This is a genomic window from Pseudomonas kielensis, assembly GCF_014236655.1.
GTDB classification, from domain to species: domain Bacteria; phylum Pseudomonadota; class Gammaproteobacteria; order Pseudomonadales; family Pseudomonadaceae; genus Aquipseudomonas; species Aquipseudomonas kielensis.
In genome coordinates, this window is record NZ_JACMYG010000024.1 from 71,233 (window position 1) to 92,760 (window position 21,528).

The 21,528-nt window shown below is 60.4% G+C and carries 23 protein-coding genes; 10 read left to right on the top strand and 13 right to left on the bottom strand.

Annotation, left to right across the window (positions count from 1 at the left end; all coding sequences use genetic code 11):
• Together ribF and murJ are read right to left on the bottom strand one after the other, a co-directional pair.
• Positions 1-939, bottom strand: a complete 939-nt coding sequence (gene ribF, locus H7995_RS20400; protein WP_166591500.1) for a bifunctional riboflavin kinase/FAD synthetase — start codon at positions 937-939, stop codon at positions 1-3.
• Positions 940-1,068: 129 nt separating this feature from the next.
• Positions 1,069-2,607, bottom strand: coding sequence for a murein biosynthesis integral membrane protein MurJ (gene murJ, locus H7995_RS20405; protein WP_166591501.1), 1,539 nt, complete (start codon positions 2,605-2,607; stop codon positions 1,069-1,071).
• A 252-nt stretch (positions 2,608-2,859) separates the two neighbouring features.
• Between murJ and rpsT the strand changes: the two genes are divergently transcribed.
• Positions 2,860-3,138 carry a 30S ribosomal protein S20 gene (rpsT, locus tag H7995_RS20410; RefSeq protein WP_003185593.1) on the top strand — a complete coding sequence of 93 codons (279 nt, stop codon included), beginning with the start codon at positions 2,860-2,862 and terminating at the stop codon, positions 3,136-3,138.
• Positions 3,139-3,254: 116 nt separating this feature from the next.
• On the opposite strand, the gene H7995_RS20415 is transcribed toward rpsT, so the two are convergent.
• From H7995_RS20415 to rplU, 5 genes are all read right to left on the bottom strand, one after another.
• Positions 3,255-3,716 (bottom strand): CreA family protein, encoded by a 462-nt coding sequence (locus tag H7995_RS20415; RefSeq protein ID WP_166591502.1) that lies wholly within the window; start codon positions 3,714-3,716, stop codon positions 3,255-3,257.
• A gap of 15 nt (positions 3,717-3,731) precedes the next feature.
• Entirely contained in the window at positions 3,732-4,850 is a 1,119-nt protein-coding gene (gene proB / locus H7995_RS20420) for a glutamate 5-kinase (protein ID WP_166591503.1), read from the bottom strand.
• Between the two features lie 123 nt (positions 4,851-4,973).
• Positions 4,974-6,197, bottom strand: a complete 1,224-nt coding sequence (gene cgtA / locus H7995_RS20425) for an Obg family GTPase CgtA (protein ID WP_166591504.1) — start codon at positions 6,195-6,197, stop codon at positions 4,974-4,976.
• Between the two features lie 193 nt (positions 6,198-6,390).
• Entirely contained in the window at positions 6,391-6,666 is a 276-nt protein-coding gene (rpmA, locus tag H7995_RS20430; RefSeq protein WP_093419745.1) for a 50S ribosomal protein L27, read from the bottom strand.
• 35 nt (positions 6,667-6,701) lie between these two features.
• Complete coding sequence (rplU, locus tag H7995_RS20435) at positions 6,702-7,016, bottom strand: 50S ribosomal protein L21 (RefSeq protein WP_003176051.1); 315 nt, start codon at positions 7,014-7,016, stop codon at positions 6,702-6,704.
• A gap of 240 nt (positions 7,017-7,256) precedes the next feature.
• Here rplU and H7995_RS20440 point away from each other — a divergent pair, with 240 nt between their 5' ends.
• The 3 genes from H7995_RS20440 to H7995_RS20450 all read left to right on the top strand — a co-directional run bounded on the left by H7995_RS20440 (position 7,257) and on the right by H7995_RS20450 (position 9,142).
• Positions 7,257-8,225: a polyprenyl synthetase family protein gene (locus H7995_RS20440; RefSeq protein ID WP_166591505.1), complete on the top strand. Its 969-nt coding sequence runs from the start codon at positions 7,257-7,259 to the stop codon at positions 8,223-8,225.
• A 113-nt stretch (positions 8,226-8,338) separates the two neighbouring features.
• The gene (locus H7995_RS20445; protein ID WP_166591506.1) at positions 8,339-8,680 is read left to right on the top strand and encodes a zinc ribbon domain-containing protein YjdM; all 342 of its coding nucleotides are present in this window, start codon (positions 8,339-8,341) and stop codon (positions 8,678-8,680) included.
• A 204-nt stretch (positions 8,681-8,884) separates the two neighbouring features.
• The gene (locus tag H7995_RS20450) at positions 8,885-9,142 is read left to right on the top strand and encodes a PA4570 family protein (protein WP_185818780.1); all 258 of its coding nucleotides are present in this window, start codon (positions 8,885-8,887) and stop codon (positions 9,140-9,142) included.
• 112 nt (positions 9,143-9,254) lie between these two features.
• Here H7995_RS20450 and bamJ read toward each other — a convergent pair whose 3' ends face one another.
• The 3 genes from bamJ to H7995_RS20465 form a co-directional block, all read right to left on the bottom strand.
• On the bottom strand, positions 9,255-9,872 hold the full coding sequence (gene bamJ, locus H7995_RS20455) for a BamJ family beta-barrel-assembly machinery protein (protein WP_095166489.1): 618 nt from the start codon (positions 9,870-9,872) through the stop codon (positions 9,255-9,257).
• A gap of 129 nt (positions 9,873-10,001) precedes the next feature.
• Positions 10,002-10,304: a DUF6482 family protein gene (locus H7995_RS20460; RefSeq protein ID WP_166591509.1), complete on the bottom strand. Its 303-nt coding sequence runs from the start codon at positions 10,302-10,304 to the stop codon at positions 10,002-10,004.
• A gap of 109 nt (positions 10,305-10,413) precedes the next feature.
• A complete protein-coding gene (locus H7995_RS20465; RefSeq protein ID WP_020296439.1) occupies positions 10,414-10,902 on the bottom strand; it encodes a TIGR00645 family protein in 489 nt (162 codons plus the stop codon).
• A gap of 157 nt (positions 10,903-11,059) precedes the next feature.
• Between H7995_RS20465 and H7995_RS20470 the strand changes: the two genes are divergently transcribed.
• Positions 11,060-12,889: a hypothetical protein gene (locus H7995_RS20470; protein ID WP_182342404.1), complete on the top strand. Its 1,830-nt coding sequence runs from the start codon at positions 11,060-11,062 to the stop codon at positions 12,887-12,889.
• Positions 12,890-12,891: 2 nt separating this feature from the next.
• Here H7995_RS20470 and H7995_RS20475 read toward each other — a convergent pair whose 3' ends face one another.
• The gene (locus H7995_RS20475; protein WP_166591511.1) at positions 12,892-13,233 is read right to left on the bottom strand and encodes a PA4575 family protein; all 342 of its coding nucleotides are present in this window, start codon (positions 13,231-13,233) and stop codon (positions 12,892-12,894) included.
• Between the two features lie 236 nt (positions 13,234-13,469).
• Complete coding sequence (locus H7995_RS20480) at positions 13,470-15,908, bottom strand: Lon protease family protein (protein WP_182342407.1); 2,439 nt, start codon at positions 15,906-15,908, stop codon at positions 13,470-13,472.
• A 277-nt stretch (positions 15,909-16,185) separates the two neighbouring features.
• Between H7995_RS20480 and H7995_RS20485 the strand changes: the two genes are divergently transcribed.
• From H7995_RS20485 to H7995_RS20505, 5 genes are all read left to right on the top strand, one after another.
• A complete protein-coding gene (locus H7995_RS20485; protein WP_166591513.1) occupies positions 16,186-16,674 on the top strand; it encodes a DUF3015 domain-containing protein in 489 nt (162 codons plus the stop codon).
• A gap of 92 nt (positions 16,675-16,766) precedes the next feature.
• Complete coding sequence (locus H7995_RS20490) at positions 16,767-18,620, top strand: Lnb N-terminal periplasmic domain-containing protein (protein ID WP_166591514.1); 1,854 nt, start codon at positions 16,767-16,769, stop codon at positions 18,618-18,620.
• A 59-nt stretch (positions 18,621-18,679) separates the two neighbouring features.
• The gene (locus H7995_RS20495) at positions 18,680-18,985 is read left to right on the top strand and encodes a chorismate mutase (protein WP_166591515.1); all 306 of its coding nucleotides are present in this window, start codon (positions 18,680-18,682) and stop codon (positions 18,983-18,985) included.
• An 82-nt stretch (positions 18,986-19,067) separates the two neighbouring features.
• A complete protein-coding gene (locus tag H7995_RS20500) occupies positions 19,068-19,412 on the top strand; it encodes a hypothetical protein (protein WP_182342410.1) in 345 nt (114 codons plus the stop codon).
• A 71-nt stretch (positions 19,413-19,483) separates the two neighbouring features.
• Positions 19,484-19,978 (top strand): GreA/GreB family elongation factor, encoded by a 495-nt coding sequence (locus H7995_RS20505; protein ID WP_182342413.1) that lies wholly within the window; start codon positions 19,484-19,486, stop codon positions 19,976-19,978.
• Here H7995_RS20505 and gdhA read toward each other — a convergent pair.
• On the bottom strand, positions 19,975-21,312 hold the full coding sequence (gene gdhA / locus H7995_RS20510; RefSeq protein WP_166591518.1) for an NADP-specific glutamate dehydrogenase: 1,338 nt from the start codon (positions 21,310-21,312) through the stop codon (positions 19,975-19,977). The genes H7995_RS20505 and gdhA overlap by 4 nt on opposite strands.
• Between the last annotated feature and the right edge of the window lie 216 nt (positions 21,313-21,528).

Here is a 21,528-nt window from a genome sequence, read left to right on the forward strand (position 1 = left end):
TTAGCGATTGGCGCTAGGTGCGGCATAGGCACGGGCGGCGGCGACATCCGCATTGATCGCCGTCTTAAGCGCCTCCAGAGAGGCGAAACGCTGCTCATCACGCAGCTTGTGGTGGAAAACCACCGTCAAACGCCGGTCATACAGATCGCCGGCAAAATCGAGAACATGGACTTCAAGGTGGGCTTTGCCGTCACCTGCGACCGTTGGCCGGACACCGATATTGGCGACGCCTGGCCAGGTCTTGCCGTCGAGGTCGACACTCACCAGGTACACCCCGGTCAGCGGTACGCGACGGCGCTTGAGTTGTACGTTGGCCGTTGGCGTGCCCAACTGGCGCGCCAGCTTTTGCCCATGCAGGACGCGCCCGGCAATCCGGAACGGCCGCCCGAGCAAACGCTCAGCCAACTCGAAATCAGCGGCGGCCAGGGCGTTTCGCACCTGGGTGCTGCTGACCCGCAGACCGTCCAGCTCGACCGTCTGCGCCGCTTCCACGGTAAACCCCTGGACAATACCCGCCTGCTGCAGGAAATCGAAATCCCCTACCCGGTCACAGCCGAAGCGGAAATCGTCACCGACCTCCAGATGCTGGACGCCCAGGCCATCGACCAGGATGGTGTCGACGAATTCGGCGGCACTGAGCTTGCTCAGGCGCTGGTTGAACGCCAGGCACAACACCCGGTCAACGCCCGCCTCGGCCAGCAGTTGCAGCTTGTCACGCAGGCGCGCAAGACGCGCTGGCGCGGTGTCGGGTGCAAAAAACTCACGGGGCTGCGGCTCGAAAATCACCACGCAGCTGGGTACGCCCAACTCAAGCGCACGTTCACGCAGCCGACCCAGGATAGCCTGGTGACCACGGTGAACACCGTCAAAGTTGCCAATAGTGGCGACGCAGCCCCGATGCTGGGGGCGCAGATTGTGGAGGCCTCGAACCAGCTGCATAACGCGCTTCTTGCTCATAAAGTGGTCGATTATAACCACACCCGGCGGCCGACGACAGGCAACACCGTAACCCAAAGTGATCGAACCGACAAAACCGACGCCTGGCTCGCGATTATTCCAGCATTCCCGTCAGCTCAACGCCTTGCGATTGAAGTCCCGCAGACGGAAGCCCAGCAGTGCCAGCATGCCGAAATACGTGACCACCCCAGCACCGACCAGCATGCCCAGGCGCAGGAAACGCTCCAGCATATGACCGTCACTCCAGGCCGGCATGAAATGCATGATCCCCAGCAGCACCGCGGACATCACCGCCACCGCCAGCAACAGCTTGAGGGCAAACGTGCCCCAGCCCGGCTGCGGTTGATACATCTTCTGCTTGCGCAGTTGATAGAACAACAGACCGGCGTTCAGGCAAGCGCCACCGCTGATGGCCAGCGCCAGGCCCGCGTGCTTCAGCGGGCCGATCAAGGCCAGGTTGAACAGCTGGGTGACGACCAGGGTGAAAATTGCGATTTTTACCGGGGTGCGAATGTTCTGTTGCGCATAAAAGCCTGGAGCCAGCACCTTGATCACGATAATCCCCAGCAACCCGACCGAATACGCCACCAGCGCTCGCTGGGTCATCGACGCATCAAAGGCACTGAACTGACCGTACTGGAACAGTGACACCGTCAACGGCTCCGCGAGGATCCCCAGGGCCAGCGCACAGGGCAGCACCAGCACGAAGCACAGGCGCAGGCCCCAGTCGAGGATGCGCGAGTATTCGTGGCGGTCCTGGCTGGCATAGGTCTTGGCCAGTGTCGGCAGGAGAATGGTGCCCAGGGCCACACCCAGCACCCCTGATGGCAACTCCATCAGCCGATCGGCGTAGTACATCCAGGACACGGAGCCGGCCACCAGGAAGGAGGCAAAAATGGTGTTGATAATCAGCGAAATCTGACTGACCGAGACCCCGAGGATAGCCGGCAGCATTTGCTTCATCACGCGCCAGACCCCGTTATCACGCAGGTTCAGGCGTGGCAGCACCAGCATGCCGATTTTCTTCAGGTGCGGCAGTTGATAGAGCAACTGCGCCAGGCCACCGGCCAAAACCGCCCAGCCCAGCGCCATCACCGGCGGATCGAAGTAGGGGGTGAGGAACAGCGCGAAGATGATCATGCTGACGTTGAGCAGTGTCGGCACGAACGCCGGCACCGAGAACCGGTTGTAGGTATTGAGAATCGCCCCGGCCAGCGACGACAGCGAGATCAGCAATATATAAGGGAACGTGACCCGCAGCAGGCTTGCGGTCAGCTCGAACTTTTCCGGCGTATCGGTAAAGCCCGGGGCCGTGGCCCAGATCACCCAGGGCGCAAAAATCATCCCCAGGATCGTCACCAGCGCCAGCACCAGCGTCAGCAAACCCGAAACATAAGCCACGAAGGTGCGGGTCGCCTCCTCGCCCTGCTGACTTTTGTATTCCGCCAGGATCGGTACGAATGCCTGGGAAAACGCACCTTCGGCAAAGATCCGCCGCAACAGGTTGGGCAGCTTGAAAGCGATGAAGAAGGCGTCCGTGGCCATGCCGGCGCCAAATATACGGGCGACGAGGGTGTCACGCACGAACCCCAGAACCCGGGAGATCATCGTGATAGAGCTGACGGCGGCCAAGGATTTAAGCAGGTTCATGGAAGAGTTTTTTGCCTGTCGATAAACAGCAGGCGAACAATGCGCCCACTTATGCGATACTCCGCGCCGCAACAGCACAGAGCCAAAGCTCGCGAGTTTACAGGTCGTACGCCGGAATGAAATATCCCGGTGCTTTATACCTACCACTTAGCGGAACGTCTCAACCGCCCTTGACAAGACTTCAACTCATCGGCATGATTCGCGGCCTATTTTGTTTGCTATTTCCCAAAAAGTCTTTCGAGGAGCTCGACGGTGGCCAACACACCTTCCGCCAAAAAACGTGCAAAACAGGCTGAGAAGCGTCGCAGCCACAACGCCAGCCTGCGTTCCATGGTTCGTACCTACATCAAGAATGTAGTTAAAGCCATCGACGCAAAAGACGCTGAAAAAGCGCAAGCTGCTTACGTTCTGGCCGTGCCAGTTATCGACCGTATGGCCGATAAAGGCATCATCCACAAGAACAAAGCTGCTCGCCATAAGAGCCGCCTGAATGGCCACGTAAAGGCTCTGAACGTTGCCGCTGCTGCCTAAGCGACACGCTCATTAAAAAACCGACCTCAGGGTCGGTTTTTTATTGCCTGCGATTTGATCAAGCCCACACCAAAACCTGCAGGGACGGGTGCCGCCCCCACAGGACTCGAATCAAATCAATGCTGAGCCCACGGCAAGATCGGAATCGCCGTCACCGCATTCTGCGGACTGCCTTCGATCAGACGGTCGCTGTAGACCAGGTACACCAGGGTATTGCGCTTCTTATCGAGGAATCGCACCACCTGCATAGTCTTGAACACCAGGGACGTACGCTCCTTGAACACCTCATCGCCATCCTTGAGCTCGCCCCTGAAGCTGATCGGCCCGACCTGACGACAGGCGATGGACGCCTCGGCGCGATCCTCGGCCAACCCCAGGCCACCTTTCACGCCACCGGTCTTGGCGCGCGACAGGTAGCAGGTCACTCCCTCAACCTTGGGATCATCAAAGGCCTCGACCACAATGCGATCATTGGGCCCGACAAACTTGAACACGGTCGATACCTGACCAATCTCTTCGGCCGAAGCCAAAAGCGGCATCGCCAGCAACAACCCCAACAAGCCCTTTGCCATGCGCATGCGTGTTTCCTTCACTTAAACCAGAATCAGGTTATCGCGGTGAACCAGTTCCGGCTCCGCCATGTAACCCAGCAAACCGACAATCGCCTCGGACGATTGACCGATGATTTTTTGCGCCTCCAAGGCACTGTAGTTGGCCAGGCCACGGGCAATCTCGCGACCGTCCGGCGCCACGCACACCACCATTTCACCACGACGGAAACTGCCCTGGACCAGCTTGACGCCAACCGGCAGCAAACTCTTGTTGCCCTGGGACAAGGCCGAGACCGCGCCCGCATCCAGCACCAGCGTGCCGCGCGTCTGCAAGTGCCCAGCCAGCCACTGCTTGCGCGCCGCCAGCAGGCCACGCTCAGGCGACAGCAAGGTGCCGATACGCTCGCCCGCCTTCAGGCGATCCAGCACCCGCTCCAGGCGCCCACCCACGATGATCGTGTGCGCCCCGGAACGCGCGGCCAGCCGCGCAGCCCGCAACTTGGTCTGCATGCCACCACGCCCCAGCGCGCCGCCCGTACCGCCAGCCACCGCGTCCAGCGCAGGGTCATCGGCACGCGCTTCGTAAATCAACTGAGCATCGGGATTGTTCCGCGGATCAGCGTCGAACATGCCGTCACGGTCCGTGAGAATCACCAACAGGTCAGCCTCGACCAGATTGGCCACCAGCGCCGCCAGCGTATCGTTGTCGCCGAAGCGAATTTCGTCAGTGACCACCGTATCGTTCTCGTTGATCACCGGGATGACCTTGAGCTCGACCAGCGCGCGCAGAGTGCTGCGGGCATTGAGGTAACGCTTGCGATCGGACAAGTCATCGTGAGTCAGCAGGATCTGCGCAGTGTGCCGGCCATGCTCGGCAAAGCTCGACTCCCAAGCCTGCACCAGCCCCATCTGGCCAATGGCCGCCGCCGCCTGCAACTCATGCATTGCACTGGGTCGTGCAGTCCAGCCCAGGCGACTCATGCCCGCCGCCACCGCGCCCGAGGACACCAGCACCAACTCGACACCCGCCTCGTGCAGCGCCACCATCTGCTCAACCCAGACGCCCATTGCCGCGCGATCCAGACCCTTGCCGTCAGCCGTCAGCAAAGCGCTGCCGATCTTCACGACCCAACGCTGCGCACCTGTCACCTTGCTCCGCATGATCTTCAACCTTAGCTTGAGGACAGCACGACCCAGCGCTGCCCATAACGTTATTCGTGACTACCGATTTCCAGATACTAAAACGCCGCTCCAGGGAGCGGCGCTTAAGTTTATCGCAACGAATCAGTCACGCACGTAAATGATTTCCGGACCATCTTCATCATCCACATCTTCTTCGTCCCAGTCATCGTCACCGATGTCGTGGACCGACTTCACGCCGCTGCGGCGCAGGGCACGCTGGTCATCCAGGGCCTGCAGCTGGGCACGCGCTTCATCTTCGATGCGCTGGTCAAGATCGGCCAGCTCTTCGCGGTACGCCGGATCGTTGGCCAGGCGATCAGCACGATCTTCCAGGTAACGCATGATGTCGCGAGTCAGGCGCTCGGTGCCTTCTTTGGCGATGGCCGAGATGACATAGACCGGACCAGTCCATTCCAGGCGATCAACGATCTCCTTGACGCGCTCTTCGTGCTCTTCCTCAAGGATCTGGTCGCACTTGTTCAGCACCAGCCAACGATCACGCTCAGCCAGGGACGGACTGAACTTGGTCAGTTCGCTGACGATCACTTCGGCGGCATCGGCCGCACTGGTTTCATCCAGTGGCGCCATGTCGACGAGGTGCAACAGCAGGCGGGTACGCGACAAGTGCTTGAGGAAACGAATCCCCAGGCCAGCGCCATCCGAAGCACCCTCGATCAGACCCGGAATGTCGGCAATGACGAAGCTTTTCCAGCGATCGACACTGACCACACCCAGGTTTGGCACCAGGGTGGTGAACGGGTAATCGGCAACTTTCGGCTTGGCAGCCGACACCGAACGGATAAAGGTACTCTTACCGGCGTTGGGCAAGCCCAGCAGACCGACGTCCGCCAACACCTTCATTTCCAGCTTGAGGTCACGCTGCTCGCCCGGCTTGCCCGGCGTAGTCTGGCGTGGCGCCCGGTTGGTACTGGATTTGAAACGGGTGTTACCCAGACCGTGCCAGCCACCATGCGCCACCAACAGCCGCTGACCGGCCTTGGTCAGGTCGCCAATGACTTCCTGGGTAGCCGAATCGATCACCGTGGTGCCGACCGGAACCCGCAATACCAGCTCTTCGCCCTTCTTGCCGGTGCAGTCGGTGCTGCCGCCGTTGGCGCCACGCTCGGCATCGAAGTGCCGGGTGTAACGGTAGTCCACCAGGGTGTTGAGGTTCTCATCGGCGACCATGTAGACCGAGCCGCCATCACCCCCATCACCACCGTTCGGACCACCGTTTTCGATGAATTTTTCCCGACGGAAGCTCATGCAGCCATTGCCGCCATCGCCAGCTTTTACTCGAATCGATACTTCATCAACAAACTTCATAACAAAACGCCTCTCGCCATACGGACGAGCCGAAAAAACCAAGACATAAGACTCTTGCAAAAATGAGCGCAGCGACCTCAAGCAACGACCGCAAATCCACTGCTTTCGCCCATTACAAACAGCTTTGCAAGAGACTCACCCCACAAACGAAAAAGCCCCGTCGCAAGACAGGGCTTTTCCAGCAACTACGTAATTATGCCGCGACGACTGGAGTCTTCGGGACAATGCTCACGTAACGGCGGTTGAAAGCGCCTTTTACTTCGAACTTGATCACGCCGTCGATTTTAGCGAACAGAGTGTGATCTTTGCCCATGCCAACGCCGTAGCCAGCGTGGAATTGGGTGCCGCGCTGACGCACGATGATGTTGCCCGGAATGATAACCTGGCCGCCATACATCTTCACGCCAAGGCGTTTGGCTTCTGAGTCGCGACCGTTACGGGTACTACCACCAGCTTTTTTGTGTGCCATGAGTTCAATTCTCCTAGTGAGGAATTAGGCTGAAATTAAGCCTGAATACCGGTGATTTTGATCTCGGTGTACCACTGGCGGTGGCCCATACGCTTCATGTGGTGCTTACGGCGACGGAACTTGATGATGCGGACTTTATCGTGACGACCTTGGGAGATCACTTCAGCCACAACGGTAGCGCCAGCAACAACTGGAGCGCCGATATTCACGTCGTCGCCATTGGCAACCAACAGAACGCGATCAAAAGTAACGGATTCGCCGGTAGCGATTTCCAGTTTTTCGATCTTCAGGTATTCACCTGGAGCAACTTTGTACTGCTTGCCACCAGTAACGATTACTGCATAAGACATGGTATTTCTCCGATAATCCTGCTCACCCAGCTCTTTATAAGAAGAGGTATTGGCTGGCATGGCTGCATAAGGCTGGAAGGCCGGTTTGCAATTGCGTAAGGCAGGTGCTGCCCAGGAAGTTCAGGGTGCGCGATTGTACGCAAGCCACGAGCGCGTTGCAAGGGGCCGTCCATCGCGCCTTGACACCCGCAGGCGTGGGTCCTAGCATGCCGCGCAACCCTTATGGAGCACCTGTCGCTGATGCAACCCCAAGCTTTCTACCGCGCGGTGGCGGACGATTTTAGCGCCGTCGACGGCATCATCAAGAAGCAGCTGACTTCCCGAGTGCCGCTGGTATCGAAAATCGGCGACTACATCACCTCGGCTGGCGGCAAACGCCTGCGTCCTTTATTAGTGTTGCTGTGTGGCAAGGCCCTGGGTCGCGAAGGCGACGACATGCGCCTGCTGGCGGCCACTATCGAGTTCCTGCACACCGCCACCCTGCTGCACGACGACGTGGTCGACATGTCCGGCATGCGCCGTGGTCGCTCGACTGCCAACGCCATGTGGGGCAATGCCCCGAGCGTGCTGGTCGGCGACTTCCTGTACTCGCGTTCGTTCGAGATGATGGTTGAACTGGGCTCCATGCCAGTGATGAAAATCCTCTCCCAGGCCACGCGGATCATCGCCGAGGGCGAAGTCCTGCAGCTGTCCAAGGTGCGCGACGCCAGCACCACCGAAGAAACCTACATGGAAGTCATCCGCGGCAAGACCGCGATGCTCTTCGAAGCCTCGACCCACAGCGCTGCTGCCCTGGCGGGTGCAACCCCGGAACAGAGCGAAGCCCTGCGCACCTTTGGTGATCACCTGGGCGTGGCGTTCCAACTGGTCGACGACCTGCTCGACTACCGCGGCGACGCAGAAACCCTGGGCAAGAACGTCGGCGACGACCTGGCCGAAGGCAAGCCGACCCTGCCACTGATCTACACCATGCGCGAAGGCACGCCAGAACAGGCCGCCCTGGTGCGCAAGGCGATCCAGAAAGGTGGCATCGAAGACCTGGAGAGCATCCGGGCCGCCGTGGAAGCCTCTGGTTCCCTGGAATACACCGCACAACTGGCGCGTGACTACGTAGCCCGCGCGATCCAGTGCCTGGAAACGCTGCCGGCCAGCGAGTACCGCGATGCACTGGTTGAACTGAGCGAGTTTGCGGTCGCCCGCACGCACTGACGTGCCACTCCTGCTGGAGCGAGCAAGCTCGCTCCAGCAGGAGATACCCCCCCCCTGCGATAAAACCCTATATAATGTGCGCTTTTTAGCCATCCTGAACTCAAGGAGCTTTAGTGAGCACGTTGCCACCCTGCCCGAAATGCAATAGCGAATACACCTACGAAGACGGCGCCCAACTGATCTGCCCGGAGTGCGCCCACGAGTGGTCCGCCACTGGCGAAGCCGAGGCGACGTCCGATGAAACCGTGAAAAAGGATTCGGTCGGCAACGTCCTGCAAGATGGCGACACCATCACCGTGATCAAGGACCTCAAGGTCAAGGGCACCTCGCTGGTGGTCAAGGTCGGCACCAAGGTCAAGAACATCCGCCTGTGCGATGGCGACCACGACATCGACTGCAAGATCGACGGCATCGGCCCGATGAAACTCAAATCCGAGTTCGTCAGAAAGGTCTGAGCCTGCTGCAAGCCATCGCGCGTCCGCGCGGGATGGCTGCTCCCTCCCCCTCGCAAGCCCTCCTCCAGCCCCAATAGCAAAACGCCAGCCGTCTTGATCCCGGGCAATCCCCCCGCACAAAATCCACAGAAACCGCCAATAGGCACTTGCTATTAATTGAATAAGAATTATTCTCATCAAACCAACAGAAAGGAGATGAGCATCATGACTTACTTGATCGATGCATGGCTGGACCGTCCACACCCCTACCTCAGGATCCTGCATCGGGAAACCGGGGAAGTCTGTGCCGTATTGGAAGAAGAAGCCTTGAGCGAACTGCAGGACCAGGGAGACCTCGACCTCAACGGTCTGAGCTCCAGCGAACCGGTGGTGCTCAAGGAGCTGGTGCGCAACCTGTTTCTGTTCTGCTATGCCCGAGCGTTGCGCCCGGTGAGTGATTTGCACCACAAGATCGAACTATAAGAAACAAAAAACCCTGTAGGCGCAAAGCTTGCTCGCGAAGCAATCGACTCGATTCCGAGTAGAAACCGAGGTGATGCATTCGCGAACAAGCCCGCTCCTACAGGGTCAAGTCTTACAGAACGTCCAGCAGCTCGACGTCAAATACCAGAACGCTGTGCGGCGGGATGCTGCCAACGCCTTGAGCGCCGTAAGCCAGTTCGCTCGGCACGTACAGACGCCATTTGCTGCCTGCGTTCATCAGTTGCAGGGCTTCGGTCCAGCCAGCGATCACGCCGCCTACCGGGAATTCTGCAGGCTGACCACGATCGTAGGAGCTGTCGAACACAGTGCCGTCGATCAGGGTGCCGTGGTAATGAGTACGCACGGTGTCTTCGCGGGATGGCTTGGCGCCTTCACCGGCAGTCAGGACTTCAAATTGCAGACCGGAAGCCAGGGTGGTGATGCCGTCACGCTTGGCGTTTTCAGCCAGGAATGCCAGGCCTTCACCGGCCGCTGCTTCAGCCTTGGCGGCCGCTTCGGCTTGCATGATTTCACGGATGACCTTGAAGCTGGCCGACATGGCTTCCTGGCCAACGCGGCTTTCCTTACCGGCGAAAGCGTCGGTCAGGCCTGCCAGGATTGCGTCCAGGCTTACACCCGGTGGCGGGTTGTCACGCAGCTGGTCGCCCAGCTGACGGCCGATGCCGTAGCTGACGCGGGTTTCGTCGGTGGACAGATTTACTTCGGACATGACACTGCTCCGCTGTGCGGACGGCCCGAGACATTGCCGTGCGTACACAGCGCATCCCGGAGCGCCCGGAACCAAAAGGGCGAGCAGACTAGCACAGTTGCCCGTGCCGTGATCAGGGGGCCAGCGCCCTCAGTCCGAACGGAAGGCGATCGGCACCTTCAGGCTGTCCTCGCTACTGGCGCCCAGGCCGCACATCTCGTCGTGGACCGAGGTATGGACCAGATTGAACGGTAGCTTGGGAAAGGCGTGGAGCATTTCTCGCGCATGCTCCACCGAACGCAGGTGCATCATCCGACCCTGGGTGTCGCTCAGCGGGTAGGCCGCGCCGTGCATCCGTGCCTCAAGCAGGTAAATCCCGCCTTCCATGGAGATCAGGTTCAGCTCATCGACCTTGCCGGCAACGGCATAGGCGTTCAACTCTTGCAGGTTCATGTGCACACCCCGTGCATTGGCGAGCCAGGACCCTTACAGGGATAGGCCTCGACGCACCAAAGCACAAGCCACCAACGCTGCCGCCTGTCCGGTTACCACCTGCGGGGGATCAGTGCTTGGTCAGTTTGTCCAGGTAGCCCATGGCGAACGCCGAAATCACGAACGTCATATGGATGATCACATACCACTTCAGGTGCTCGGGATCGACGTTCTTGGCGTCCATGAAAATACGCAGCAAGTGGATCGAGGAAATCGCCACGATCGAGGCCGCGACTTTCATCTTCAGCGACGACGAATCCATGGTGCCCAGCCAGTTGAGCTTTTCCTTGGATTCGTCGATGTCCAGCTGGGACACGAAGTTTTCGTAGCCGGAGATCATTACCATCACCAGCAGACCTCCCACCAGGGCCATGTCGATCAGCGACAGCAGGACCAGGATCAGGTCCGACTCGGCCATCGAGAAGACGTTGGGAATAACGTGGAAGACTTCCTGAAAGAACTTCAGGGCCAGGGCCAGCAGACCCAGGGACAGGCCGAAGTAGATGGGGGCCAGCAACCAGCGCGAAGCGTACATTGCGTTTTCGATAAAGCGTTCCATTGAATCTCACACCAGGGCTGGAAATGGCGGCGAGTATATCAGCCGCTCAAACCCCCATAAACCGCTGGTAAATCCATCACCTACAAGTCTGACCGAGGGTTTTCTGCTAGTGTCCAAAGCGTTCGCACCCACGTGCGTCGTACGGGAATACTGGAAAATGGATGTGCGCTTGCCCTTAACGACGATCGGCCTCTGCCTGATGGCGCTGCTTGGCGGCTGCTCGCCCGCGGACGAAAAGCCTGCGCAAAGCCTTGAAGACAAGACTGCCCAGTTCGAAAAGTCACTGGACGCCATCACCGATCCCAAGCTCAAGGACGCCGTATCCAGTCTCGGCGGCTCCCTACTGCTGCTCGAACGCGCCCAACAGAAGCTGGCGGGCAAGCCGGTCGAAACCGAGTACGGTGACGACGCCATGGCATTGCTGCGGCACTACGCAAGCCCGCAGGCGCTGGTCGACACCTACATCAATGGCCTGTTCGTCCTGCGCAAGGATGCCAGCTCCGACTACCTGACCGACCTGCAGCCGGTGTTCCCGTTCAACTTCAACATGCCCTCGGAGTTTCCCTTCCCCCACGGCCTGGAATGGCAATCGGTCACCCTGAGCAACAAACAGGTCATCCCCTTCCAGGCCGAATGGTCGGAAACCGACCCCGGCATCCAGTTGAGCCCCTCAAGCTCCAGCCTGACGGCCCCGGATGACCTGACCCTCGCCTACCCCTTTGTCGAAGGGCTGGAGGTCGCCAAGAGCAGCCAGCCGCAGCCCCTGACCCTGCAAGGCAAGGTCGAAGTGATCGCGCCGCACCAGGTCGTGACCTTCAACCTGACAAAAAAGGACATCGGGCAAACCCGGACCGAGGCCAACGTCAGCGTCACCCTGCACAGCCTCGAGAACAACTACGCCGAAGTCACCGTCGACAACCGCGCAGTGCTGGCCCCCGAGGTCGGCGATACCCCACTCAATCCGCTGATCGTCCAGGCCCGGGACCAGACCGGGCAGTTCCTCGCACGCGCCGGCTCAATCAACGAAGACGCCGCCCAGATAGCCTTCTATCAAAAGCAGCTGGCCGAAATGCAACAACAGACCGCCTGGAGCGAGGCTCTGGAAAAGCAGCTGAATGACGAACTGCAAGCCTTCGAGCGCCAGCAAAGCCATCATTACACCAAGGTGTATTTCGATGGCCCCATCGACAGCCTGGAAGTCAACGTGCTGGATTTTTCCGCCGTCACCGTGACCCGCAAGGAACTGAATCTGCCCATCAGGCGTTTTGACCGCAACACCACCGACAAAACCATTCAAAGCCTCACCCCGCCCGTGGTGGTCTATGACGACCAGGCTGGCAACTGGCTCAAAGGCGCAAGCCTGGACGCGCAACAACTGAAAAACAGCATCCGTATCACCCAGTCGGTGGAGGACGCCAGTGCTGCGCGGATCGAGTTCGACCACCCCAGCAGCTTCAACGATGAACTCCTCGGCAGCTCATTCGACCCCGGCTCGACTCCGTTGACCTTCTTCACCCAGGATGACAATGGCCAGCGTGGCACTCCCATCGAGTTGCCAGCCGAAGCCTTCGAAATCGATCCATTGCGCGCCACCATCACCTACGACCTGACCCTGTTCCCCGAGACCCCGGCTTACGCCGTGGGCTCCATGCCGCTGTTTCTCGCCCATATCGAAAAGCACGGCCTCGATGCCAGCCAGTTGCCCAAGGGCCTGGAACTCAGGGGTAACGCCCTGCTGGTGGACCAGAAGGTTTTCCCCGCGCAGGACTGGCGCTTCTTCGCCAAGGACGCGAGCGGCAACTACCTGAAGGAGATTCTGCTGGTTAGCCATGACGCCAGCACAGAGGGACCCGCAGTGCTGGACGTGCACTACTTCTATGGTCAGCCGACCCAGTTGGAAAGCTACCAGCGCACTGACCTTGAAACCATCGAGTATGGCTTTGAGGTCAAGCTCGACAAGGTGCCGAACCTCACCCCTGCCCAGTGAGGTTAATGCCTTGGCGTCGTATCGAAGCCATCCAGGTTGCGGCACCGGCCACCGTTGATTTCCCGTAGCTGGGCTTGCAGGTGCAAGCACCAGATCTGCGGGTCGTCGGCCAGTTGATAACCGTGCAGGGTCAGGCTCTCAACGATGGTGTCGAGAATGGATTCAGCCACAAAAGGGCCGTGAAACGGGCCTTGGGCCTTGATGGCCGAGGGCTGTTCGCCTGCCATGCCGGCGGCAAACAGTAAGGTCCACATGCCGGTATCGCCGGCAAGCGGGCGCACACTGCATTCGATCCGGGTCACGAGGCCCAGGCATTGGCGGGTAAGGCAGAGGTTGCGCGACATGGCGGCGACCCTCGATAGATCCGGTATTCAGCCTCCACGCGAAGGCTGTCTCGATCCAGTGATAACTGTCGATATCCTAGACCTGAGCATAGAAGAAAAGTGGAATCAGCAAGTTGCCGAGGGTGATCAGGCGCCGAATGGTCGTTGCTGGTTTTTTGACGCCACCTGTTCGGCAAAAAAAACCTGTAGCAGCTGCCGCCGGCGGCTCCTACAGGTCGTGGGTGTAGAGGTCTAGATCAAGCCGGCTTGGCTTCGGCCAACGCCTCCTGCGCCAGCTCTTTCTCCGCCTCCTTCAAGTCCTCTTCGCTGATCATTTCCGCGATCACGCGCAAACGCTCGACCACCCGTGCGTTGACGCTGCCCTCAGGGAACTGGCCCTCCTCGTCCGGTTCACCGGCCGGCTCGCCGACCAGCAGGCTCAATGCCTCGTCGGCCTGGCGCACCGCATAGACATGGAACTGCCCGGCCCGCACCGCCGCCAGGACCTTCTCATCGAGCATCAGCGTGGCCACGTTGGCCTGCGGGATGATCGCGCCCTGCTCACCGGTCAGGCCGCGAGCTTCGCAGAGCCGGAAGAAGCCTTCGATTTTCTCGTTGACCCCACCCACTGCCTGCACTTCGCCGAACTGGTTGATCGAGCCGGTGATGGCGAAGCACTGCTTGAGCGGCGTCTTCGACAAGGCCGAGATCAGCGTACAGGCCTCGCCCAGGGACGCACTGTCGCCATCGACATAACCGTAGGACTGCTCCAGGGCAATACTCGCCGAGATCGCCAACGGGAATTCCTGGGCATAACGACTGCCCAGGTAACCGGTGAGGATCATCACGCCCTTGGAGTGAATCGGTTGCCCGAGGTTGACCTCCCGCTCGATGTCGACGATGCCACTGCCGCCCGGATAGACCGTGGCGGAAATCCGCGCCGGCACGCCGAAGGCCGAGTCACCGACTTCCAGCACCGTCAGCCCGTTGCACTTGCCCACGGCCGCACCGGCGGTGTCGATCAGAATGATCCCCGCCAGCATGTCATCGAGAATCCGTGCCGAGACGCGCCCGGTCCGGGTGGCCTTGGCCTTGAGCGCACGTTCGATATGCCCGGCGTCGGTCATTTCGTCGCCGGCCAGGTGCCGGATGAAGTCCGCCTCGCTGACCAGCTGGAACAGGTCGCCGATGCGCGCCGACAAGCGCCCCTGGTGCTCGGCCAACCGCGCACTGTAAGTCGCCAGGCGCGCCACCGCATCGGCGGTCAGCGGCGCCATGCCCTCTTCCGAAGTGCGGGTCTTGAGCAACTGGGCGAACTGCTCCAGGCTCTCGTCGACCATTGGAATGTCTTCGTCGAAATCCACCAGCACCCGGAACATCTCCTGGAAGTCCGGATCCAGGTCCTGCAGCGTGTAGTACAACTGGCGGGCACCAATGATGACCACCTTGACCTGCAACGGAATGTGTTGCGGGGTCAGCGTCACCGTGGCCAGGCGGCCCATTTCCCCGAGTGGCGACTCCATTTTCAGCTTGCGCGATTGCAGGGCACGCTTGAGCGCGTCCCACACAAACGGCTCGCTGAGCATTTTTTCCGCTTCCAGGATCAGGAAGCCGCCATTGGCCCGGTGCAAGGCACCGGGTCGCAGTTGGCGATAGGTGGTGTAGAGCGCGCCTTGATCGGTGCTGTACTCGATGCGCCCGAACAGGTTCTCGTAGGTCGGGTGCGGTTCAAATACCACCGGCGCACCACCACTGAACGAATGCCCCACCACCAGGCTCGGCGCGTACTGCTCCTCCAGCAGCTTGCGGGCGACAGCGTCGGTCTTGCTGTCGTCGACCAATTGCTCGACCACGGTCTTGAGCAAGTACACCTGCATCGCCTGCAGATAACCGCACACCGCGGCATTTTCCGCGTACTTTTCCGACAGCGGCGCAAGCAATGGCTGTAAGGCCAGGGTGATGGTTTCTTCGTTCAGATGACGCATCTGGTTGCTGGATTCACGCTTCCACTGCGGCAGGCTGGCGAGCTCTTCGTTGAGTCGTTCTTCCAGTCCGGAAATGTCCTCATGGAACTGCTCGCGCACCGCTTCCGGCAGTTGGGCGAACTCAGCCTCGTCCAGCGCCTTGCCCTCACTCATCGGCGTGAAGGCAATATTGGTGCTGTCGCGGTACAGCGCGACTTCCTTCTCCAGTGCCAGACGTTCGATCACGTCCAGGGCACGGTCGTAGCGCTGATTGAACGCGCGGTCGATGGCGCTTTTCTTTTGCTGGTAGGACGGGTGCTCGAAGACCGCAGGAAAGGTCGCCAGCAAGTTGTCGATCAGGCCATTGATGTCGGTGATGAATGCACCGGCCGTACCCGATGGCAACTCCAGTGCGCGAGGCTCGCGCGGCTCGTCGAAGTTATTGACGTAGACCCAGTCCGCCGGGGTCTGCAGGCGCTTGCCTTCGGCCTTGAGGTAACGTTTGACGAACGAGAACCGGCCAGTGCCCGGCTCCCCCATGACAAACACGTTGTAACCGGGGCGTGGCATGGCCACACCGAACTGCAAGGCTTCGACCGCGCGTTCCTGGCCGAGCACACCGCGAAAAGGCTCCAGATCATTGGTGGTAGAGAAGCTGAACTGTTCAGCGGAAAACGGACGGGTCAGCGCTTCGGGCGCTAGACGCAAGCTGGCAGCAACAGGATCAGGCATCGGGCTTCCTTACATCAGGCGGGGCAGTTGAAGGCATTCTGGCGCTGCCCGCACCTGACTGGCAAGGCGCGCCTTGGGTAAAAGCATAGTCAAACGCCGAACCCAGCCCAGGTGTCGACTAAATCACTGGTTTGAGGAATATTTTGCAAAAAACCACGGAACCCACGGAACCTGCCTAAACTCCAAACTGCGCGGCTGGACTAATAACCGGCCCACTGATGCCAGTTTGGCCTCAGAACTCCTGTCCATTGGTACGCACATAAAAGAGAACAAAGCTATGAAACGGATTCTTCTTGGTACTCTCTTCACCGCTGTATCCCTCAACGCCATGGCGCAGGCGCCAGGCGGTCCGGATTGCGGTTGGGGCAACATGCTGTTCGAAGGTCAGCGTGGCACCCCGGCTCACTTCCTGGCTTCCACCACCAACGGCACCTCGGGCAACGCCACGTTCGGCATGACCTCCGGCACCAACGGCTGCGCGACCAACGCTGCGCTGACCTATGGTGGCAAGTCCTGGTTCGCCATGAACGGCATGATGAACGAACTGTCCGAAGACATGGCCAAGGGTCAGGGCGAAGCACTGACCACCTACGCTGTGGTCCTGGGCGTCGCACCGGAAGACCGTGCGCACTTCGCCGCCGTTACCCACGAGCATTTCCAGCAGATCTTCAGCAAGGCTGACGTGACCGCTGAAGATGTGCATACCAATACCCTGGCCGTACTCAAGGGTGATACTCGCCTGGCCAAATACGCCACCCCAGCTTAAGCTCGACCACACCCGCCCTCTTCACGGGGCGGGTTTTGTTTTTTTGACCTGACTGCATTTGGTCTTTATTTTTTCGACTTAAGTTGCCCACCATGCTCAAACGCCTTGCCTGTCTGGCGCTGTTTGTCTGCGCCCCGCTGTCCGCCGCGCCTCATCTTGACAACCAACGCCTGCAGCAACTGGCCAACGACCCGTTCTGGATTTCCCTGGGGCACTACGAAACCGCCAAGCTCGGCGGCTGGCGCAGCTACATCAGCGACCACAAATTCTTCCTTGCCAGCGACGGCGCCGAACACCCGGATGCCGAACTGGCCGCCACCGTGCAGGCGCTGTACGCCCCGGCCAGCCTCGGCCAGCAACATGCACAATGCGTTTACCCGGCACGTACCCGCTGGCTGCAGGCCCAACTGCAGCTCAACGACCTGCCCGCGGTGGACTGCAGCGAATTCAAGCAATGGTTCAAGGATGTCTCGCCCCACAGTGCGGTGATGATTTTCCCGGCGGCCTACCTCAACAGCCCGTCTTCGATGTTTGGCCACACCCTGCTGCGGATCGACCAGGCCGGCGTGCAAAGCGACAATACCGCCCTGCTCAGCTATGCGATCAACTTCGGTGCCTATATCGAAGGCTCGGACAACAGCATCCTGTATGCCTGGAAGGGCTTGATGGGCGGCTACCCGGGTTTGTTCGCCCTGGTCCCCTACCAGGAAAAACTCTCGGAATACCGCAGCCTGGAAAACCGCGACCTGTGGGAGTACCGGCTGAACCTGACCCAGCTCGAAACCGAGCGCATGGTCGAGCACGTCTGGGAACTGAAACAGATCCAGTTCGACTATTTCTTCTTCGATGAAAACTGCTCTTATCGCCTGCTGGAGCTGCTGCAGGTGGCGCGACCGGGGCTCAAGCTGACCGAACAATTCCCCCTGACGGCCATTCCCACCGATACCGTCAAGGCGGTGAAAGACGCCGGGCTGGTGGAAAAAATCGACTACCGGCCGTCCCGCGAGCGCGAGCTGCTCAGCCGCGCCGAGCCGCTGTCCGACGACGAGCAACAGTGGGTACTGAAGGTCAGCGCCGACCCGCAACAGTTGCAGACACCCGCCTGCAAGGCGCTGCCACGGGACCGCCAGGCACTGATCATCGATGCCGCCTACCGCCTGGAGCGCTACCGCGCCAATGGCCAGGAACGCGATCCGGCGCGGGCACAACGCAGTTTCGAATTGCTGCGGGCAATCAACCAGAATCCGCCACCCGAGCTGGACATCGAGCGCCCGGGGCTACCGGAAGACGGCCACCAATCACGCACCTGGCAGGCGGGCATCGGCACCCGCGGCGACCAGGCGTTCGGTGAATACGGCCTGCGCATGGCCTACCACGACCTCAATGACAACGCCGAGAGCTTCCCACTGGGCGCACAGATCGAAATCCTGCAGATGAAGCTGCGTCAGTACGAAGGCAATCAGTGGCAGCTGCAACAGCTGGACCTGGCCACCATCCGCTCCCTGACCCCACGCAACGAACTGCTGCAACCCTGGTCCTGGCAAGTTACCGGCGGCCTGGAACGGGTGCCGGGCAAGCACGATGACGAGACCCTGGTCAGCCATGTCAACGGCGGGGCCGGCGGTACCTGGCAGTTGGGTGAGGATGTGCTGGGGTTTGCCCTCGGCACGGTGCGGGTCGAACACAACAATGACTTCGCCGAGTTCATCTCGCCGGCGGCCGGCTTCAACAGTGGCCTGCTGTGGCGCAACCCGCTGGGCAACCTGAGCCTGGAAACCCGCGGCGACTTCTTCACCAACGGCGAGGTGCGCCGTAGCCTGAGCCTGAACCAGCAGTGGGAGCTGTCGCGCAACCTCGGCCTGCGCCTGAGCGCCCAGCGCGAATTCAGCCACCTTGCCTCGGCGGAGAATGAGGTGATGCTGGAGTTGAAGTGGTATCACTATTGAGCGATCTTCAGGGGCATGCCTTCACGGGCAAGCCCCCAACAAACAGGAACTGAAAAAACATGGACGTCCACTGCCACACCCTCGAAGAAGTGCGCACCCAGATCGATCGCCTGGACCGGCAGATCGTCACGCTGCTGGCCGAACGGGGCGCCTATGTGGCGCAGGCGGCCCGCTTCAAGAAAGACGTTGATGCGGTCAAGGCGCCGCAACGGGTGGAACAGGTCATCGCCAAGGTGCGCGCGTTATCCGAACAAGTCGGCGCCCACCCCGGGGTGACCGAACAGGTGTACCGGGCCATGATCGCCGCGTTCATCGACCAGGAACTGACCGAGCACCGTCGCTTGGCGGGCGGTCCAACGGAATAATCACAGGCTTTTCACAGATCCCTGACTGCGCCGGATACAGACTCTGCCGATCTACCGTTAAACACGGGCGCGGGAGTCTGGAATGTGGCGTGGTGCAGTGGTGCTTGGGTTGCTGTGGATGGTCGCGGGCTGTCAGTCGACTCACCAGGAGTTGCTCGCCAGAGGTTATCCGCCGGCCTACGCCGATGGCTTCGATGATGGTTGCAGCAGCGGTCGGCAGGCAGCCGGGGCGATCAGCGGGGAGTTTCGCAAAGATGTGCCGCGCTACCTAAAACAGCCACCCTACGCCGAAGGCTGGAGTGATGGCTTTCGCCAGTGCCAGGCCATGCGTGAAAGCCAGGAGCGTGACAGCCACCAGAACGAACGGGATCGGGCCTGGCAGCAAGAGAAAGATCGCGACACGGCGCGGGCTTATCGCTCGCCGTAGGTCGCTTTTGAACAACCCGGGAAACTAAAAGCCTGCGAGCATGGCCTAAACCCCATACAGGGAGAACCGCCATGAGCCGCGCTTTCGTCAATGAAGATAACGCCGCCGCCCAAGCCGACCAGCCCGTCGAGCGTCAGGTCAGCAGCCAGCCCAACTACGTCACCCCCGATGGCCTGAGCCAGTTGCAGGACAAGGTCGGCGAACTGCAGGCCCAGCACAGCGCGCAGTCGGCCCTCGGTGAGCAAGCCGACCCGCAACGCCTGGCGGATCTGCAGCGCGACCTGCGTTACTACCTCCAGCGCCTGCAAAGCGCCCAGGTCGTGCCCCCGGCCACCTCGACCCACAAGGTGCAGATCGGCAGCTGGGTGACCTACGCCGATGAGCAAGGCAACGAGCGCCGGGTGCAACTGGTCGGTGAAGACCAGGCCGTTGCCGCCCAGGGCCTGATCAACTGGAGCTCACCACTGGGCCGGGCACTGTTGGGCGCTCAACTCAATGATGAAGTGCTCTGGCAACGACCTGCCGGTGATCAACTGATCGAAGTGATCCGCATCGAAGCCGCTTAAACCACGCCTTGGGCCAGCATCGCGTCAGCCACTTTGACGAAGCCGGCGATGTTCGCGCCCTTGACGTAGTTGATCCGCCCATTCTCCTCGCCGTAGTGCACGCACGCGTGGTGGATCGACTGCATGATGTTGTGCAACTTGCTGTCGACTTCACCGGCGGTCCACAACAGGCGCATGGCGTTCTGCGACATTTCCAGGCCGCTGACCGCGACACCGCCAGCATTCGACGCCTTGCCCGGGGCGAACAGGATCCCGGCCTCGATGAAGATATCCACAGCCGCCAGGGTCGTTGGCATGTTCGCCCCTTCGGCGACACAGATGCAGCCATTGCGCAGCAACGTGCCGGCAGCCTCGGCGTCTAGTTCGTTCTGCGTGGCACACGGCAGCGCGATGTCGCACGGCAGGTCCCACGGACTTTGTCCGGCACGAAACTCCAGGGCGAACCGGGTGGCCAGTTCGCTGATGCGGCCGCGCTTGACGTTCTTCAGCTCCAGCAGCGCCGACCACTGCTCCTCGCTCAGCCCGCCCTCGCAGTACAACGTGCCTTCGGAATCGGAGAGGGAAATCACCTGGCCGCCCAGGTCCATGACCTTGCGCGCCGCGTACTGCGCGACGTTGCCGGAGCCGGAGATTGCCACGCGCTTGCCTTGCACCTTTTCACCGCGGCGCTTGAGCATTTCCTCGGCGAAGTACACGCAGCCAAAGCCGGTGGCCTCCGGGCGAATCAGGCTGCCGCCATAGCTCATGCCCTTGCCGGTCAGCACGCTGGTGAACTGGTTGCTCAGGCGCTTGTATTGGCCGAACAGGAAGCCGATCTCCCGCGCGCCCACGCCGATGTCGCCGGCCGGAACGTCAACGTCCGAGCCGATATGGCGATACAGCTCGCTCATGAAGGCCTGGCAGAAGCGCATCACTTCGGCGTCGCTCTTGCCTTTGGGATCGAAGTCCGACCCACCCTTGCCACCGCCCATCGGCAGTGACGTCAGGGAGTTCTTGAACGTTTGCTCGAAGGCCAGGAACTTCAGCACGCCCATGTTCACCGACGGATGGAAACGCAAGCCGCCCTTGTACGGGCCGATGGCGCTGTTCATCTGGATCCGGAAACCGCGATTGACCTGCACCGCCCCCTGATCGTCGACCCAGGAAACCCGGAACACCACCGCCCGCTCCGGCTCACAGATGCGCTCCAGGATGCCGGAGGTCAGGTAGTGGGGATTGGCTTCGAGAAAGGGCCACAGGCTGCGCAGGACTTCTTCGACGGCCTGATGGAATTCAGGCTGGTCAGGGTCACGTTTTTTCAGGCGCGCAAGAAAGGATTCGACGGATTCGATCATGGAAAAGTCTCGGCAAATTTATTGTCGTTGGAAGAGATTGAGCCGGACTGTAACAAACGAACGGAGCACCGGAACAGCGCAAAATGTCGCAGTTATGAAATTAAATGGTGCAATGGATATAACTTAATCCAATTTTTGCGCCGTTTGTGCACAGAAACAGGGAGCCAAGATCAGCGTTTCGCACCATCACTGACAGCCGCCCTGACAAACCGGACG